Source organism: Erythrobacter sp. NFXS35, assembly GCF_040148725.1.
Lineage (GTDB): Bacteria > Pseudomonadota > Alphaproteobacteria > Sphingomonadales > Sphingomonadaceae > Erythrobacter.
In genome coordinates this window covers 311,262-325,835 of sequence record NZ_JAGDEB010000002.1, presented here as the reverse complement: position 1 = coordinate 325,835, position 14,574 = coordinate 311,262, and the positions used below count along the sequence as shown (strand labels likewise).

Below are 14,574 nucleotides of genomic sequence, written 5' to 3'. Positions count from 1 at the left end.
AGCGATGTTTGTTGCAATCGGCATAGTCGTGTTGTTGGTGATGGTGTTCGGCGGCTTCATGCTGGCCGGCGGCGCGATGGGGCCGGTGCTGGCGGCGCTGCCGTTCGAATTCATGATGATCGGCGGCGCGGCGGTGGGCGCAACTCTGATCGGCAATTCGATGCACGCGATCAAGCTGCTCGGCAGCGGTGTCACCAAGGTGTTCAAGGGGCCGAAATACACCGACGAGGATCACATTGACGCGATCGCGCTGACATCCAAGCTGATGAAGCTGCTGCGGTCCGAAGGCGCGGTGGCGCTGGAAAGCCATGTCACCGAACCCGGTTCGTCCACCATCTTCAGCGAATATCCGCGCCTTCAGGCCGATCCTGTGGTGACCGCGATGATCTGCGATCCGCTGACTCTGATGGTGGTGTCGTCCGGCACGCTGGATACCCACGCGGTCGAGGAAGTGATCGATTCCGCGATCAAGACCCAGCTTCACGAGATGGACGAGCCTCAGCACATGATCCAGACGCTCGCCGATGCGCTGCCGGCGCTGGGGATCGTCGCAGCGGTGCTCGGCATCATCAAGACGATGGGCGCGATCGACCAGCCGCCAGAAATTCTCGGCAAGATGATCGGTTCTGCGCTCGTGGGCACGTTTCTGGGGGTGCTGCTGGCCTATGGGTTTGCCGGACCGCTGGGGTCACGGCTGAAGCAGATCAACACCCACGACAGCCAGATCTTCCATTCGATCAAGCAGGTCATCATCGCCAGCCTGCACGGCTATCCACAGCCGCTGGTGCTGGAAGCCGCGCGTTCGGGCCTGCCGCCTGCGCATCGTCCCAAGCTGACCGAACTGCTCGACATGATGCGGGGCCGATAGAATGGCGCTGTCCGATCCGACCCAGTCGGGCGAAGGTTCGGCGGCGGCGATCCCCGCTCCGATCATCGTCAAGAAGGTCACCATCGTCGAAGGCGGCCACCACGGCGGAGCGTGGAAGGTCGCTTACGCCGATTTTGTGACCGCGATGATGGCGTTCTTCCTGCTGCTGTGGCTGCTGGGCGCTACGGTCGAAAAGCAGCGCAAGGGCATCGCCGACTATTTCACCCCCACACTGGTCAAGATGCGCAAGGAAAGCGCCGGATCGGAAGGGCTGCTGGGCGGATCGTCGATAACCGATCCGGATAACTATCCCAATGCCATGGGCCAGACCGGCACGCGTGCGATCACCATCCCGCGCGGCGTTACCGGCGGCCCGGTGGAAGGCGGCGGGCGCGGAGAACTGGATTCGGACAAGCTCAAGGAATTGCGCGACACCATTGCAAAGAAACTGGTGCAGCGCCGCCAGCTTGCACACCTCGCGCGGCAGGTGCGGGTCATGCGTGCGCCCGAAGGCATCCGGATCGATCTGGTCGACGATGCCGATTTCTCGATGTTCGAACTCGGCACCACGATCCTGACCACGGACGCGCGCGGGTTGCTCGAAGTCATGGCCGAAACGCTGAAGGATCAGAGCGCTCCGCTGATCCTGCGCGGCCACACCGATTCGCTACCGTGGCGTAGCGGCGTGACAGCCAATAACTGGTCGCTGTCCACCGGGCGTGCCGAGGCAACCCGCCAGGCGCTCGTGCTGGGCGGCGTGCCGCAACCGCGCATCGCCCGGATCGAAGGCGTCGCCGCTACCGAGCCGCTCATCGCCGACAATCCCGCCGACCCGCGCAACCGCCGCATTTCGCTGCTGTTGCTGGACGGCAAGCCCGCCGACAGAGGCGCGGCGCGCGCTATTCGATAGGCCGCTGGGTATCGAGCAGATCGCTGCCGGCTGCACTGCCGCGTTCCTCGCTGACGAGCTTTTCCACTGCGCGATCCGGCTCGGCCCTATCAGCAACCGCCGACGGCGCTTTGGCGGATTTCCGTGCTGCGGGCGCCGGGCTGGATTCGGGGGTAGGCGCGTCGGCGGGAGCTGGCTCTGACGATTTGCGCCTGTCATCAACCCGGATCCTGTAGATCGGCTCGGGCAGTTCGTAGCCAGCCTCTTCCACTGCATGCTTGGCCGCCTGAATCGCAAGGCTTCGCCCTTTGAGGAAATCGGTCGAGCGTTGATCGATCCAGGCAAAAAACCGCAGGATGATGCTCGATTCCCCCACCGTCTGGATGATCGATTGGCTGCGCGGTTCGGCCAGCACGAACGGCAAGGCGCGGATCGCCTGCAGCCCGACCTCCATCGCGCCCAGCGGATCATCGGCGGAATCCACCCCCAATTCGAACTCGAACCGGCGCTGCGGGTTGCGCGTGTAATTGACGATGATCGCCTTGAAGACCTTGGCATTGGGAATGCGCAGATGGTTGCCCTCCAGCGTCATCAGCACCGTGGCGCGCGATGTCAGCCGGATCACGTGGCCTTCGCATCCGTCGATCACCACATGGTCGTTGGCCCGGAAGGGTTGCCTCAGGCTGAGCATCAGGCTCGACACGTAATTGTCGACGGTGTCGCGCACCGCGAAACCCAGCGCGATCCCGATGATGCCTGCGCTCCCCAGCACCAGCCCGAGCATGGCGGTGGCATCCACGATCTGTAGTGCCACGACCAGACCGGCAAGGATCGCCACCACCCGGATCGCACCGGCCAGCAGCTCGGCGAGGAAGGGGTTGGGCGTGGCCCACAGCCACAGCCGTCGCCGTCCGGCGAGCAGGTAGCCCAAGGCAGCGATCACCACGCCGATAACCAGCGCCACGCCGAACAGCGGGAGGCCCCGCACCAGCCCACGCATATTGTCGATCAGCGTTTTGACTGCGGGCGAGACATTGGTTTCCACTTCGTAGGAACGATCGATGCCGTTCTCCACCGTCACCACGCCTTCGATCCGGGCAGCGATGGCCTCGGCCCGTTCGCGGTCGGCCTGATTGGTCACGGTGCCCGACAGCGTGACCACGCCGGATTGGACCGCGATGCCGACATCGCGCAGCCCTTCGATCTGGGTGAAGACATTGGCGAGGCCGCTGGCGATTGCGCGATCGGTCTCCTCTGTCAGGTTACCGATATCGATCGGATCGTCCGGCGCGGCCTCGGTCGGCTCCGCTGCCGGTGCCCCGGTAAGGTCGGCGGCGCTCTGCGCGTTCAGCGCGGTGGAGAGGCACAGCAACAGGGCTGCGACTATCGCCGGGAAGATCGCACGGATTGTCACTTCGTCTGCCGCATCATCATTCACCGCCCTTCGCGGCAAGGCTGCCCCGGCTCCGGCGCGAAAACGACCCGAACGCAGCCGGATTGCCGTGAGACGGTGCGGACAGGCGACGGACCGAGCGCGCAGGCCGCACCTACGAAAGCCCGGAGCCTTGCGGCTCCGGGCTTGGTGGTCGTCCCGAAGGGGGAACGAGGACGACGCAGATTAGTGCGGCGGAATTTACCGCAGCAGCGACAGCACGTTCTGCTGCGACTGGTTGGCCTGGGCCAGCATCGCGGTGGAGGCCTGGCCGAGGATCTGCGCCTTGGCGAGATTGGTGGTTTCGGCCGAGTAATCGGCGTCTTCGATGCGCGAACGCGCGTCGGTCAGATTGGTCGAAACATTGGTGAGGTTGTTCACCGCCGACTGCAGGCGGTTCTGCGACGCACCCAAATTGGCGCGGGTAGTCGAAACGAGGTTGATGGCTGTGTCGAACAGCGCCAGGTCGCCGGCTTGCACATCCGTAACGTCAACCCCCGCTGCGTCGGTCATAGCCCCCTCCGCTGCCAGATCGACCGAAAGGTCAAGTGTGATCACGTCGACCTCATTGGCGCCGGCCTGAACCGTCACCATACCATCGCCCGCTGCGCCAGCCTCACCGGTGAACAACTTCTGGCCATTGAATTCGGTGTTGGCCAGGACCGAAGTGATCTGCGTGTTGAGAGCGGTGATTTCGGCGGCGATGTTGGTGAGATTGCCGGCGGAATAGGTGCCGTTCGATGCCTGGACGGTCAGCTCGCGCTGGCGCTGCAGCATGTTGGTGACTTCGTTAAGCGCGCCTTCCGCGGTCTGCGCCATCGAAATGCCGTCGTTGGCATTCCGAATGCCCTGGCTCATCCCGCGGATCTGCGAGGTCATGGAATCGGCGATGGCGAGACCCGCCGCGTCATCCCTTGCCGAGTTGATGCGCTTGCCGGTCGACAGACGCTCCATCGCGGTGCCGAGCATGTTGTTGGCCGAAACGCTCGCATTGGTTGCGCGCAGGGCCGAGATATTGGTGTTGATAACGGACATATTGGTAACTCCCGAATGGTCAGGCAGGACGAACAGGCCCGTCGCTGCTGGCCCTTAGAGCGGCCGGTCGCCGGGATGTTTAAGCGGCAAAGTTTTCACTCTTCGGCTCGCCTGTTTACCACGCTCGCATCCTGCCCCTCTTTCCCGCCCCTGGCCGGAACCTTCTCCGGCGACCGGATGCCAAATGCGGCAAGGCTCAGCCGTCCGGTTACCCGCTTGCTTCATCGCGCCGACCCCGTACCGCGTGCGACCTAAGGGAAGGTACGGGGGCTTAAATTTGCGACATCTTTGACGTCCGGGCGGCAAAAGCTTGCCATCAGGGACGAACAGGGGCGAATTCATGACCAATCCGGCGCGCACAGGGGCGATATCGCCAGCAAGCCCATCTGCGGGGCAAGACCCGGGCCATGACGCGTTGATCGGCGCAACGGTGCCGCTGATGGGCCGCCGCTGGCAGCGCGAGCGGATCGTGTTCGGCGATGGCGCGGCCCGCTGCCCCGGCATGATCGGGATCGGACTGTCCCGCACCGAAAGCCCCGCGCTGACGCTCACCGGCCCCAACCGCATCACGCTCGCCTATGATCCCGCTGCGTTAACCCCTGCGCGCGCCGCGCTGCTCGCGGCCGCATCGCATGGCGGCTGGCCGATCGCCGGGGACGCGCAGTCGATGGCGCTGCTGACGCTGGCCGAACGCATCTCCGCCAGCGACATCCCGGTGCTGCTCGAAGGGCCGACCGGCACCGGCAAGGAAGTGCTGGCGCGGTTCGTCCACCATCTCTCCCCGCGCGGGACCGGCCCGTTCGTTGCAGTCAATTGCGCGGCCATGCCCGAAGCGATGCTCGAAGCTTTGCTGTTCGGCCACAAGAAGGGCGCCTTTACCGGCGCGGCCGATGCGGCCGAAGGGCTGTTCCGTGCCGCCGACAAGGGCACGCTGCTGCTCGACGAAATCGGCGAATTGCCGCTGGCGCTGCAATCCAAGCTGCTGCGCGCGTTACAGGAAGGCGAGGTGCTGCCGCTGGGTGCGACCCGCCCGATCAAGGTCGACGTGCGGATCATCGCCTGCACCAACCGGCATCTCGCCGCCGAGGTCGAAGCCGGGCGGTTCCGCGAGGATCTGCTGTACCGCCTCAATGTCTTCCCCCTGCGCATTCCCGCCTTGCGCGACCGGCCGGGCGATATCGCCCCGCTCGCCTTCGGAATGCTGCTGCGTCATGCATCCGCGCCCGGACAGCCGGGCTGGATCGACGCGGCGGCGCTGGCGCTGCTGGAGACCCACGCATGGCCGGGCAATGTCCGCGAGCTGGAAAACGTGATCCGCCGCGCGATCCTGTTGGCTGGCGAAGGCCCCACGATCATGGCGGAGCACATCATGTTCGATACTGCAGTGCGTGCGGTGAGCGACGGCGGTGCAAGTCCCGTGACCGACACCGCGCCTTCCGCTGCTGCTGCCCGCACGCTGTCCGATGTCGCGTTCGCCTCGGAATCGCAGGCGATCCTCGGCGCGCTTGCCAGCCACGACGGCAACCGCAGCGCGACCGCGCGCAGCCTCGGCATCTCCGAACGCACCCTGCGCTACCGCCTCGCCTCGATGCGCGCCAACGGCGTGATGGCCGCTGCCGCTGCGGGAGGCCGTGCATGAGCACGATTCGTCCCGGTTTCGGCGCGGCCGACGTGATGGCGCTGCGCCAGCAGGTGCTTTCCCGCAGCGCCGCGCTGCAGGATGTGCGCGCGGCCAGCGCCGCGCCGCCCGCAACCGGCCCGGCAAATGTGCCTGCCGCCGGCTTCGCCGATACGCTCAACAATGCGCTGCAACAGGTCAATTCCGTGCAGCAGCGCTCGTCCGATATGCAGGTCGCGTACGAACGCGGCCAGGTGACCGACATCGCCGAAGTGATGCTGGCCAGGCAGGAAGCGGGCGTCGCCTTCGAGGCGACCCTGCAGGTGCGCAACAAGCTGCTCACCGCCTACCAGGACATAATGCGGATGGGGGGCTGATTAGATGGCCGAAACAAGCCTTGCCGTGGCCGCCGATGCGACGGGTCTTCCCGCCGCGCCGCCGCAGCCGAGCTGGCGCACCATGCTGCCTGAGCCGGTCGCCGGATTTTTGGCGCAGCCAGCGCTTTCGCGTGCACTTCCTGCCCTTGCCGGGGTCGGCGCACTGGCGGCGGCGGGGCTGTTGTGGATGACGCTGGCGTCCGGGCCTGACCGCCTGCTCTATTCCAGCCTGACCGACGGCGAGCGCGCCAAGGTGGTCGACACGCTCGAAGCGGGCGGGATCGGCTATGCCATCGACAACCAGACCGGCGCCTTGTCGGTGTCCGAAAACGATCTCTACCGCGCCCGGATGCTGGTTGCCAGCGATGCCGGGATCGCCGCCCCGCAAGGCGCGAGCGAGATGCTCGACGCAATGCCGCTCGGCACCTCGCGCACATTGGAAGGCGAACGTCTGCGGCTGGCGCGCGAACGCGAGTTGATGCTGACGATCCGCGAGATCGACGGGATCGAATCCGTGCGCGTTCACCTCGCCACGCCCGAACGATCGGTGTTCGTGCGCGAGAACAACGCGCCATCGGCATCGGTGATGCTGCGGCTGGTGGGCGGGCGCAGCCTGTCGCAATCGCAGGTCGAAGCGATCGTAAACCTCGTCGCGGCATCCGTGCCGGGCATGAGTGCCGATGCGGTGCGGGTGGTGGATCAGAACGGCCGCCTGCTGTCCTCCCCGCGCGAGGAAGCGCTCGACAGTCTGGTGCTCCAGCGCGAATTCGAATCCAAGCTGCGCGATCAGATCGACGCGCTGCTGCTGCCCCTGCTGGGCGACGGTAATTATTCGGCGCAGGTGCAGGTCCAGCTCGACCAGAACGAGATCACCTCGGCGCGCGAAAGCTACGAAAAGGAAGGCGTCGTCCGCAACGAAAGCGAACGTAACGCGACCCGCAGCGGGGCTGCGCCGGTCGGCGGCGTTCCGGGGGTTCCCGCCAACACCCCGCCTCCGCAAGCGACGCTGGTCGATGGCCCGCCGCAGCCCGCAGCGCCTGCCCCGGCAAACGCGACCGACACCGAAAGCGCGGTGCAGCGCAGCTATGAACTGGGGCGCGAGGTCGCTGTCACCAGCACCCGTCCGGGCGGCTTGACCAAGCTTTCGGTCGCGGTCGCGGTGAGTGACGAAGCGCTGAAAGCCGCCGCGCCGATGACTGCTGCCCAGCTTGAAGCGCTGGTGGGCGCAGCGGTGGGTGCCAATGCCGATCGCGGTGACCGCGTGGAAGTGGTGGCCAGCAAATTCGAACCGTCAAACCTCGAACCGCCCGCCTTCTACGAACAGCCGTGGTTCGCCATGCTGGTGCGTTACGGAACGGCGCTGCTGGCGGTGCTGCTGGTGCTGATGCTGGCGGTGCGTCCGCTGATCGGCAAGCTGCGCGGGCGCGGTGAGGCTGCTGCTCAGGTGGCCCTCACCGATAACGCTGCGGTATTGCTGGCCGATGCCGGTGAATCGGTTGCGCCCGGCGTGGATGGGGTCGCCCTCGGCGATCTGCCGCGTCAGGTCGAATTGGCCCGGCAGCTTGCCACCAGTCAGCCCGAACGCGCGGTCGAAGCGTTACAGCGGATGCTCGCCGCACCCGATGCCAGCGTGAAGGCGAGCGCGACATGAGCGTCGACCTTGTTCTCGACACCGCAGGCGATGCGGCTGCGTCCGAAACCCTGCTGAGCCGGATCGACCGCGCTGCGGTGTTCCTGATGCTGCTGGGCGACGAGGAAGCCAGCGGCATCCTTGGCCGGCTCAGCCCCGTCGAACTTGAAAGGCTGGGCGCGGCGATGATGGCGCTGGGCGAGATCGACAGCGCGCGCATGGCCGAAGCCCTGGCCGATTTCGCCAGCGAGGCGGGGCGCGAAATCCTGCCGCAGCGCGGCCGCGATGACCGGGTGCGGGCCTTGCTTGACCGCGCGCTCGGCCCGGCGCGGGCGGACAGCATGATGCAGCGGATCGAGCCCCAGGCCCGGCCGCTCACCCTCGAAATGGCGCGCTGGCTGGTGCCGCCGGTGCTGGTCCGCCTGATCGAGGACGAACATCCGCAGGTGATCGCCGCGCTGCTGTTGCTGATCGAACCCGAACCCGCCGCCGAAGTGCTGGCCGCGCTGCCGTTCGAATTGCAGACCGTGGTGGTCGAACGCGTCGCGAAGAGCGGCCCGGTTTCCGCGCGCGCCATTGCCACCATCGATACCCTGCTGACCCAGCGCATCACGGCCACATTCGGTTCGGCGGCGCTGGCGCTGGGCGGCCCGCGTGAGGCCGCGAGCCTCATCAACCTTGCTGCAGGAGACCTGCGTCACACGGTGCTCCCGGCGATTGCGGAGCGCGACGGCCCGCTTGCCACACGGATCGAGGAGGAGCTGTTCACCTTCGAAATGCTGTTCGATCTCGCTCCGATGGCGATGGGCCGTCTGCTGCGCGACGTGGATTCCGAAAAGCTGATCGATGCCCTGAAAGGCCTCAAGGAACCCGAGCGTGCACCTTTCTTCGCCGCCATGTCGAGCCGCGCAGCCGACGGGGTCAAGGACGAGATCGAACTGCGCGGACGCCTGGCCAAGAGCGAAGTTGCCGCCGCGCAGAAGGCTATTGTCGACATTGCCCGCAGTCTTGCCGAAGCGGGCGAAATCGTGATCGGAAGCGGCGATGGCGAATTCGTCTGAGTGGCTCGGCGCGCTGGCCGCGCCCTCATCGCCCGAGCCCGGCTGGCTGGCGCTGCTAGGCGCACCGGCGGAGTTCCGCGAGGCGCTGCCGTTCGGTACGCCGTCGGCGGAGCCCGAACTTGCCGTTGAACTGGAGCCTGCGCCGGATCCCGATCCTGCGCCAGACGCGCTGGCGCTGGCCTATGCCGAAGGCGAAGCGGCAGGCCGCGCCGCCGCTTTGGCCGAGGCTCAGCGCGATGCGGCCCGCCAGCGTGCGCTGCGGCTGGCATTCCGCGCTCTGGATGAAGCCGCGCTGGAAGTGCTCGCCGATGATCTGGCCGAAACCGTGATTGCGCTGTGCGACGGGGTGCTGGCTGACCACGCAACCGACCGCGAGGCACTGCTGGCCCGCTGCCGTACGGCTGCAGCACGGATCGGCGGCGCAGCAGACGCATTGCGGCTGCATCTTCACCCCGATGACATCGACCATCTTGGCCCGGACCCACTCGCCGATTGGACGGTGATCGCCGACAGCGCGCTGGAACGCGGCGCGCTGCTGCTCGAAGGACCGGACGGCGCAGTGCGCGAAGGCCCCGCCGACTGGCGCCGCGCGATAGCCGCTGCGGTGCGCGGATGATCGCCGAATTGCAGCTCGATCTGGCGCGGATGCGCGCCGCGCCGGTCGATACAGGGCCGGTGCGGATGGGCCGGGTGGTCGCCTGCGACGGCGGGCTGATCGAAGTCGCGGGCCTGCCGCTGCCGGTCGGCTCGCTGGGCGTGATCGAGAACGGCGCCGAGAACAGGGGGGCCAGCGATTGCCTCGCCGAAGTGATCGGCTTTCGCGCCGGACATTCGCTGATGATGCTGCTGGGCGATACGATGCTGCTGCGTCCGCGTGCGAGCGTGCGCGGCTTGGGCAATCCGGGCGAGGTGCGCGTCGGCGAGGCGCTGCTGGGCCGCGCGGTCGATGCGCTGGGCGCGCCAATCGACGGCGGCCCGCGGCTCGATCTGCCCCACGCCTGGCCGCTCGCCGGACAGCGCGAAGGCGCATTGGAACGCGCCAGTGTTGCGGCCCCGTTCGATTGCGGCGTGCGCGCGATCAACGCGCTCGCTACAATGGGGGTCGGCCAAAGGCTCGGCATCATGGCCGGATCGGGGGTGGGCAAATCGGTGTTGGTCGATACCATCGCGGGCCATGCGGTCGCCGATGTCACTGTGGTCGCCCTGATCGGTGAGCGCGCGCGCGAGGTGTCCGATTTCGTGAACCGCCATATGGCAGGCCATCGGCGCGGAAAGATCGTGGTGGTCGCGGTGCCTGCCGATCACGCCCCCAACCTGCGGCTGCGCGCGGCGCAATATGCCAGTGCCATTGCCGAATATTTCCGCGGTCAGGGCAAGCGCGTGCTGCTGATCCTCGACAGCCTGACCCGCGTTGCGCACGCCGCGCGCGAATTGGCGTTGGTGCTGGGCGAACCGGGCGCTGCACGCGGCTATCCGCCATCCGCGCTCGCCGCGATCACGCGGCTGGTGGAGCGCGCGGGCAATTCGGCGCGCACCGGCGGCGCGGTGACGGGGATTTACACCGTGCTGGCCGATGGCGACGATGCCAATGATCCGGTGGTCGATACCGCACGCGCCATTCTGGATGGGCATATCGTGCTGTCACGCGAACTCGCCCAGCGCGGGCATTACCCGGCGATCGACGTGCCCGCTTCGCTGAGCCGGGTAATGGATGATCTGGTCACGCCTGATATCGCCCGCGCTGCGCGCCGCCTGCGGGCGCTGATCGCCGCGCGCGAGAGCAATCGCGATCTGGTGCTGATGGGCGCCTATCGCGCCGGAAGCGATGCGTTGCTCGACACCGCATTGGCGCTGAGCGGAACGATCGATGGCTTTCTGACGCAGGAGCGCGGGGGCGCGGAACCGCTCGCCGCCAGCCACGCGGCGCTCGCTGCGCTGATGGAGGGCGCGGTTGCGTGAGGCGCGCCGCCTTGCGCTGATCCGGCGGCAGGCGCTGATTGCAAAGGTGGCGCGGCGCCAAGCGCTCGCAGGCCTTGCCGAAGCGCTCGATGCCGAGGCCCGCAGCACCGCGCTGGCCCAGCGCAGCCGCCAGCTGGTTGCTGCCAGCACGCCGCAGCCCGGAGCGATGGCTGCCGAGGTGTTCGCCGCGCGCGCCGTGTTCACCGCCAGCCTCGTGCAGCTCGCCGACAGTGCCGCCGATGCTGCGACAGACGCCGCGCGCCAATCCGCTTGGCAGGCCGACACGCTGGCGCAGGCAGAGACCCGCGCCAAACGCCTTGCCGAGCACGAGGGAGAGGCCCGCGCCGCTCTGGTGGCGGTGAAACTGCGCCGCGCCGAAGCCGAAGCCCCGTTGCTGGCACGCAAGTTGCACTCCAAGCCGCAACCGTGATTGCCACGCCCTGTTCGACCCGACTTCAAGGACAATGCGATGATCTCTTCCCTGCCCGATCTGTCCGCCACCTCCGGTGCTGCCCCGTCGCTGCCCCGGCAGCTCGGGGCGAAGTCGGAGCGGGCAAGCGCGCCGCTCGACTTCGCCGGGCTGCTCGATGCCGCCCTGCCCGCCGAGGTGGATCTTGCAACGGACGCAGCCACGCCGGTCGCCTTGCCCGGTGTCCCTGCGACTGAACCTGCGGAGCCTGCTGCGCTGGCTGCGCTTCCGGCGGCGGGGCTTTTGCCCGAGCCTGGTGGCGAAGCGCCCTTGCCGGCCGGCACGATTCCGCCGCAAACCGGCACGGCCTTGCCGCCATCCGGCGCCGATGTGCCGCTTGCCTCTGCCCCGGCGACGGGAGCCACTCCGCCGACGTTAGCGCAAACCGACTCCGCCGCTCGCCCAGCGCTGCGCGGCACCGCCGCTCCGCAGCCCGCCACGGCGGTGCTGCTGGCCGTGGCCGTGCCGCTTGCTGCTCCCGCTGCCGCTACATCCGCCGCTTTGTCCGGCCCTGTTGCGGTTCCCGCACCGTCTGCCGCGCAAGCCGCCCCCGCCATGTTGCGCAGCACAGCTGCACCGCGCGCGCTGGCCGCGTCGCTGGAGCCGAGTGTCGATGATGCGCCCGAAGGATCGGCCTCCGGCGCGCTGCTTGCCGATGCTACCGAGCCCGCGCTTCCGTCTGCCGCCTCGTCCGCGTCCGGCAGCCCGGCTCCGCAGTCCGCGGCCACCGCGCTGGCTCAGGCTGCGCCGGTCGTCCCGCTTGCTGCCGCCGCCGAACGCGCCGAGCCGCGCACCCCGGCCCCGCAAGTCGAAAGCGCCATCGCGCAGGTCGGCGACATTCGCGAGGCATTGCGCGCTGCGCGGCCCGAGATGACCTTGCGCCACGCCGAATTCGGCATGATCTCGCTGCGCATCGAAGCGATCGGCGCGGCGCAGGATTGGCGTGCGGTGCTGGCCAGCCGCGATCCGGGCTTTGTCCCGGCGATTCAGGCCGCGCTGGCAGAACGCGCCGTCACCGCTTCTGCCGAAACCTCCAGCACCGGGACGGGAACAGGCACGGGCACCAATTCCGGCCAAGGCTCCGGCTCATCCGACCCGCGCTACGGGTCTTCCCTAGGGTCGGGGCAGGGATCGTCTCAACCATACCTGGCGCAATCCGGTCAGCGCGACGAAGGGGCTTCGCAGCACCAGCGCCACCAGCAGGACCGCGCCGACGAGGCCGTGTCTGCCGGTGCGCCGGACAATGACCGTCCCGACCATCGCGAGCGCGGGTTGTTCGCCTGAGTCGACCGACTGCAACAGGGAGTAGACGTTCATGTCCAAGGACAAGGACAATTCGGAGTGGGACGGCATTGATCGCCGTCAGTCCAAGCAAAGCTCAGGAAAGGGCGGGATGATCAAGCTCGTCCTCGGCGCTGTGCTGCTGCTCGGGCTGGGCGCGGGCGGGGCTTACGGAGCCTATGCCGCGGGCCTGTTCGGCAGCGACAAGGGCACGGCCGAGCCGGACCAGCCCAAGCTGATTCTGAAGGGCGAGACCGACCCGTATCCCCTGCCCGGCGCCGAAAAGGACGCCGCCGCACCCGTCTATGGCGAAGGCGGCAGCAAGTACCGCACTGCCTATTACAGCTTCGACGAAAGCTTCACCTCCAATCTTTCCGATTCGCCCGGCTTGATCCAGGTCGAACTGGCGGTCTCGACCCGCCGCGATGGCCGCGTCCTGCAATGGGTTCACAACCACGAACTTGCGATCCGTTCGGCGATCATCGCTCAACTGGCCGCGACTTCGGAGGCCGACGTCTATGCGGTCACCGGCAAGCAGAAGCTGGCTGTGCGCCTGACCAAGTCGATCAACGACGTGCTCGAGGAAAACGAAGGGTTCGGCGGCATCGACGCGGTGCATTTTCGCGGGTTTCTGGTCCAATGAGGATGCAGCACGAATTCGCCGCTGCCCGCACCGCCGCGCAGCATTGCCGCGAGCTGACCACCCATTCATCCGGCCGCGGGCCGCGCCCGGAAGAACGCGCGGTGCTGCTGGCGGCGTGGCGGCGCGATCTGGCGGGCGCTTTGGCACAGGATCTATCCGGTTTGTTGTCGGGCGACCGGCTCGACGTGAGCGTTTCGGAGCCTGAAACCCTGTCCGGCAGCGCCGCGCTTTCCCGCATCGGCCCGATTGCGGCCAATTCCCTGTTACGCGTGGGGGCTGCAGGCGGCGCGAACAGTTCAAGCGGCGAAACAGCGCTGCTGTCCTTCGATTTCGCTACGGCGATTGCCCTGACGGACCGTTCCTTCGGCGGCGACGGCACGCTGGCCGACAAGGCACCCGACCAGCTCCCCCGCTCGGCCGCGCTGCTGGCGGACGAGGCCGCCGCCACCATTGCGCAGGCCGTCACCAAGGCCGCATTCGGCAGCGGCGCTCCGCCACCGGGCGCAGCGATGGGCGGCGAGGTGATCGTCCGCAGCGAAACCGCTTCGCGCCTGAAGCCGTTCGATCCCGAGGCCGATGTGCTGCTGTTCACGCTGGTCATCGCCAATCGGGGCGGATGCGAATGGCGCTGCGTTCTGGCCATCGCCGCCGAGCGGATGGAGCGCCTGCTTCCTGCTCCCGGCCGCTCTCGCCCGCAGTCCGGTGTCCGCGCCCCGCGCACATCGGCAAGCAGCATGGCCGCGCCGTTCGCTGCGATCCCGCTGCCGCTGCATGTGGTGCTGGCCGAAGTCGATCTCTCGCTCGCCCGGTTGCAGATCCTCGCACCCGGCGCTTGCATTCCGCTGGCAATGGGCCGGCAAGTGCCGCTGATGCTGGGCGAAAAGCTGATTGCGCATGGCAGCATCGGCACGCTCGAAGATCGCATGGCGATCCGCATCACCCGATTACCCGCAGAAGGACCTGCCCGATGAGTGATTTCAGCCCCTCGCAATTTCACCGCTTCGGGGCGGTTTCCGTGCGCCTGTCGGTCGAACTGGGCCGCACCGAAATGGCCCTGCGCGATGTCCTCCAGCTTGGCGAAGGCAGCACCGTCGCGCTCGACCGGCTGACCGACGAACTGCTCGACGTGACCGCCAATGGCCGGGTGATCGCGCGCGGTGAGGTGGTGGCGGAAAAGGGCCGCTTTGCTTTGCGCATCGTCCATCTGGTGGGAGAGGACGGGCAGGACGTGCCGCCCGCGCCCGCGCCTGCCAACACGGCCGGTTCCGCTGCGCCCGCCGATCCGGCGTTCGGCGCGGCCGACGCGCTCTGA

The 14,574-nt window shown here is 67.6% G+C and carries 15 protein-coding genes; 13 read left to right on the top strand and 2 right to left on the bottom strand.

The genetic code is table 11. The features are described from left to right. Positions 1–4: 4 nt before the first annotated feature. Together motA and J3454_RS09065 are read left to right on the top strand one after the other, a co-directional pair. Complete coding sequence (motA, locus tag J3454_RS09070) at positions 5–868, top strand: flagellar motor stator protein MotA (protein WP_349513446.1); 864 nt, start codon at positions 5–7, stop codon at positions 866–868. 1 nt (position 869) lies between these two features. Next, entirely contained in the window at positions 870–1,778 is a 909-nt protein-coding gene (locus tag J3454_RS09065; protein ID WP_349513445.1) for a flagellar motor protein MotB, read from the top strand. Here J3454_RS09065 and J3454_RS09060 read toward each other — a convergent pair. Continuing rightward, positions 1,768–3,195: a mechanosensitive ion channel domain-containing protein gene (locus J3454_RS09060; protein ID WP_349513444.1), complete on the bottom strand. Its 1,428-nt coding sequence runs from the start codon at positions 3,193–3,195 to the stop codon at positions 1,768–1,770. The two genes, J3454_RS09065 and J3454_RS09060, sit on opposite strands and share 11 nt — an antisense overlap. 195 nt (positions 3,196–3,390) lie before the next feature. Then, the gene (locus tag J3454_RS09055; RefSeq protein WP_349513443.1) at positions 3,391–4,224 is read right to left on the bottom strand and encodes a flagellin N-terminal helical domain-containing protein; all 834 of its coding nucleotides are present in this window, start codon (positions 4,222–4,224) and stop codon (positions 3,391–3,393) included. Between the two features lie 340 nt (positions 4,225–4,564). Here J3454_RS09055 and J3454_RS09050 point away from each other — a divergent pair, with 340 nt between their 5' ends. The 11 genes from J3454_RS09050 to J3454_RS09000 are packed head-to-tail and all read left to right on the top strand — an operon-like array spanning position 4,565 to position 14,574. Further along, a complete protein-coding gene (locus J3454_RS09050) occupies positions 4,565–5,863 on the top strand; it encodes a sigma-54 interaction domain-containing protein (protein ID WP_349513442.1) in 1,299 nt (432 codons plus the stop codon). Continuing rightward, a complete protein-coding gene (gene fliE, locus J3454_RS09045; RefSeq protein ID WP_349513441.1) occupies positions 5,860–6,219 on the top strand; it encodes a flagellar hook-basal body complex protein FliE in 360 nt (119 codons plus the stop codon). Before J3454_RS09050 ends, fliE begins: the two co-directional genes overlap by 4 nt. A 4-nt stretch (positions 6,220–6,223) precedes the next feature. After that, positions 6,224–7,870, top strand: a complete 1,647-nt coding sequence (gene fliF, locus J3454_RS09040; protein ID WP_349513440.1) for a flagellar basal-body MS-ring/collar protein FliF — start codon at positions 6,224–6,226, stop codon at positions 7,868–7,870. Next, positions 7,867–8,910 carry a flagellar motor switch protein FliG gene (gene fliG, locus J3454_RS09035; RefSeq protein ID WP_349513439.1) on the top strand — a complete coding sequence of 348 codons (1,044 nt, stop codon included), beginning with the start codon at positions 7,867–7,869 and terminating at the stop codon, positions 8,908–8,910. Before fliF ends, fliG begins: the two co-directional genes overlap by 4 nt. Beyond that, positions 8,894–9,526, top strand: coding sequence for a FliH/SctL family protein (locus J3454_RS09030; protein WP_349513438.1), 633 nt, complete (start codon positions 8,894–8,896; stop codon positions 9,524–9,526). The genes fliG and J3454_RS09030 overlap by 17 nt, the downstream gene beginning before the upstream one ends. Continuing rightward, complete coding sequence (locus tag J3454_RS09025; RefSeq protein ID WP_349513437.1) at positions 9,523–10,869, top strand: FliI/YscN family ATPase; 1,347 nt, start codon at positions 9,523–9,525, stop codon at positions 10,867–10,869. The genes J3454_RS09030 and J3454_RS09025 overlap by 4 nt, the downstream gene beginning before the upstream one ends. Then, entirely contained in the window at positions 10,862–11,299 is a 438-nt protein-coding gene (locus J3454_RS09020; protein ID WP_349513436.1) for a hypothetical protein, read from the top strand. The genes J3454_RS09025 and J3454_RS09020 overlap by 8 nt, the downstream gene beginning before the upstream one ends. A 39-nt stretch (positions 11,300–11,338) precedes the next feature. After that, the gene (locus J3454_RS09015; protein ID WP_349513435.1) at positions 11,339–12,622 is read left to right on the top strand and encodes a hypothetical protein; all 1,284 of its coding nucleotides are present in this window, start codon (positions 11,339–11,341) and stop codon (positions 12,620–12,622) included. 31 nt (positions 12,623–12,653) lie between these two features. Next, positions 12,654–13,262, top strand: coding sequence for a flagellar basal body-associated FliL family protein (locus J3454_RS09010; RefSeq protein ID WP_349513434.1), 609 nt, complete (start codon positions 12,654–12,656; stop codon positions 13,260–13,262). Continuing rightward, positions 13,259–14,233, top strand: a complete 975-nt coding sequence (locus J3454_RS09005; protein ID WP_349513433.1) for a FliM/FliN family flagellar motor C-terminal domain-containing protein — start codon at positions 13,259–13,261, stop codon at positions 14,231–14,233. Before J3454_RS09010 ends, J3454_RS09005 begins: the two co-directional genes overlap by 4 nt. After that, positions 14,230–14,574, top strand: a complete 345-nt coding sequence (locus J3454_RS09000; RefSeq protein WP_349513432.1) for a FliM/FliN family flagellar motor switch protein — start codon at positions 14,230–14,232, stop codon at positions 14,572–14,574. The genes J3454_RS09005 and J3454_RS09000 overlap by 4 nt, the downstream gene beginning before the upstream one ends.

Excerpts from the sequence above, each read along its gene's own strand:
- J3454_RS09030 (WP_349513438.1), top strand. The coding sequence starts at position 8,894 with ATGGCGAATTCGTCTGAGTGGCTCGGCGCGCTGGCCGCGCCCTCATCG.
- J3454_RS09065 (WP_349513445.1), top strand. The coding sequence starts at position 870 with ATGGCGCTGTCCGATCCGACCCAGTCGGGCGAAGGTTCGGCGGCGGCG.
- J3454_RS09015 (WP_349513435.1), top strand. The coding sequence starts at position 11,339 with ATGATCTCTTCCCTGCCCGATCTGTCCGCCACCTCCGGTGCTGCCCCG.
- fliG (WP_349513439.1), top strand. The coding sequence starts at position 7,867 with ATGAGCGTCGACCTTGTTCTCGACACCGCAGGCGATGCGGCTGCGTCC.
- motA (WP_349513446.1), top strand. The coding sequence starts at position 5 with ATGTTTGTTGCAATCGGCATAGTCGTGTTGTTGGTGATGGTGTTCGGC.
- fliF (WP_349513440.1), top strand. The coding sequence starts at position 6,224 with ATGGCCGAAACAAGCCTTGCCGTGGCCGCCGATGCGACGGGTCTTCCC.
- J3454_RS09000 (WP_349513432.1), top strand. The coding sequence starts at position 14,230 with ATGAGTGATTTCAGCCCCTCGCAATTTCACCGCTTCGGGGCGGTTTCC.
- J3454_RS09055 (WP_349513443.1), bottom strand. The coding sequence starts at position 4,224 with ATGTCCGTTATCAACACCAATATCTCGGCCCTGCGCGCAACCAATGCG.
- J3454_RS09050 (WP_349513442.1), top strand. The coding sequence starts at position 4,565 with ATGACCAATCCGGCGCGCACAGGGGCGATATCGCCAGCAAGCCCATCT.
- J3454_RS09010 (WP_349513434.1), top strand. The coding sequence starts at position 12,654 with ATGTCCAAGGACAAGGACAATTCGGAGTGGGACGGCATTGATCGCCGT.
- J3454_RS09005 (WP_349513433.1), top strand. The coding sequence starts at position 13,259 with ATGAGGATGCAGCACGAATTCGCCGCTGCCCGCACCGCCGCGCAGCAT.
- fliE (WP_349513441.1), top strand. The coding sequence starts at position 5,860 with ATGAGCACGATTCGTCCCGGTTTCGGCGCGGCCGACGTGATGGCGCTG.
- J3454_RS09025 (WP_349513437.1), top strand. The coding sequence starts at position 9,523 with ATGATCGCCGAATTGCAGCTCGATCTGGCGCGGATGCGCGCCGCGCCG.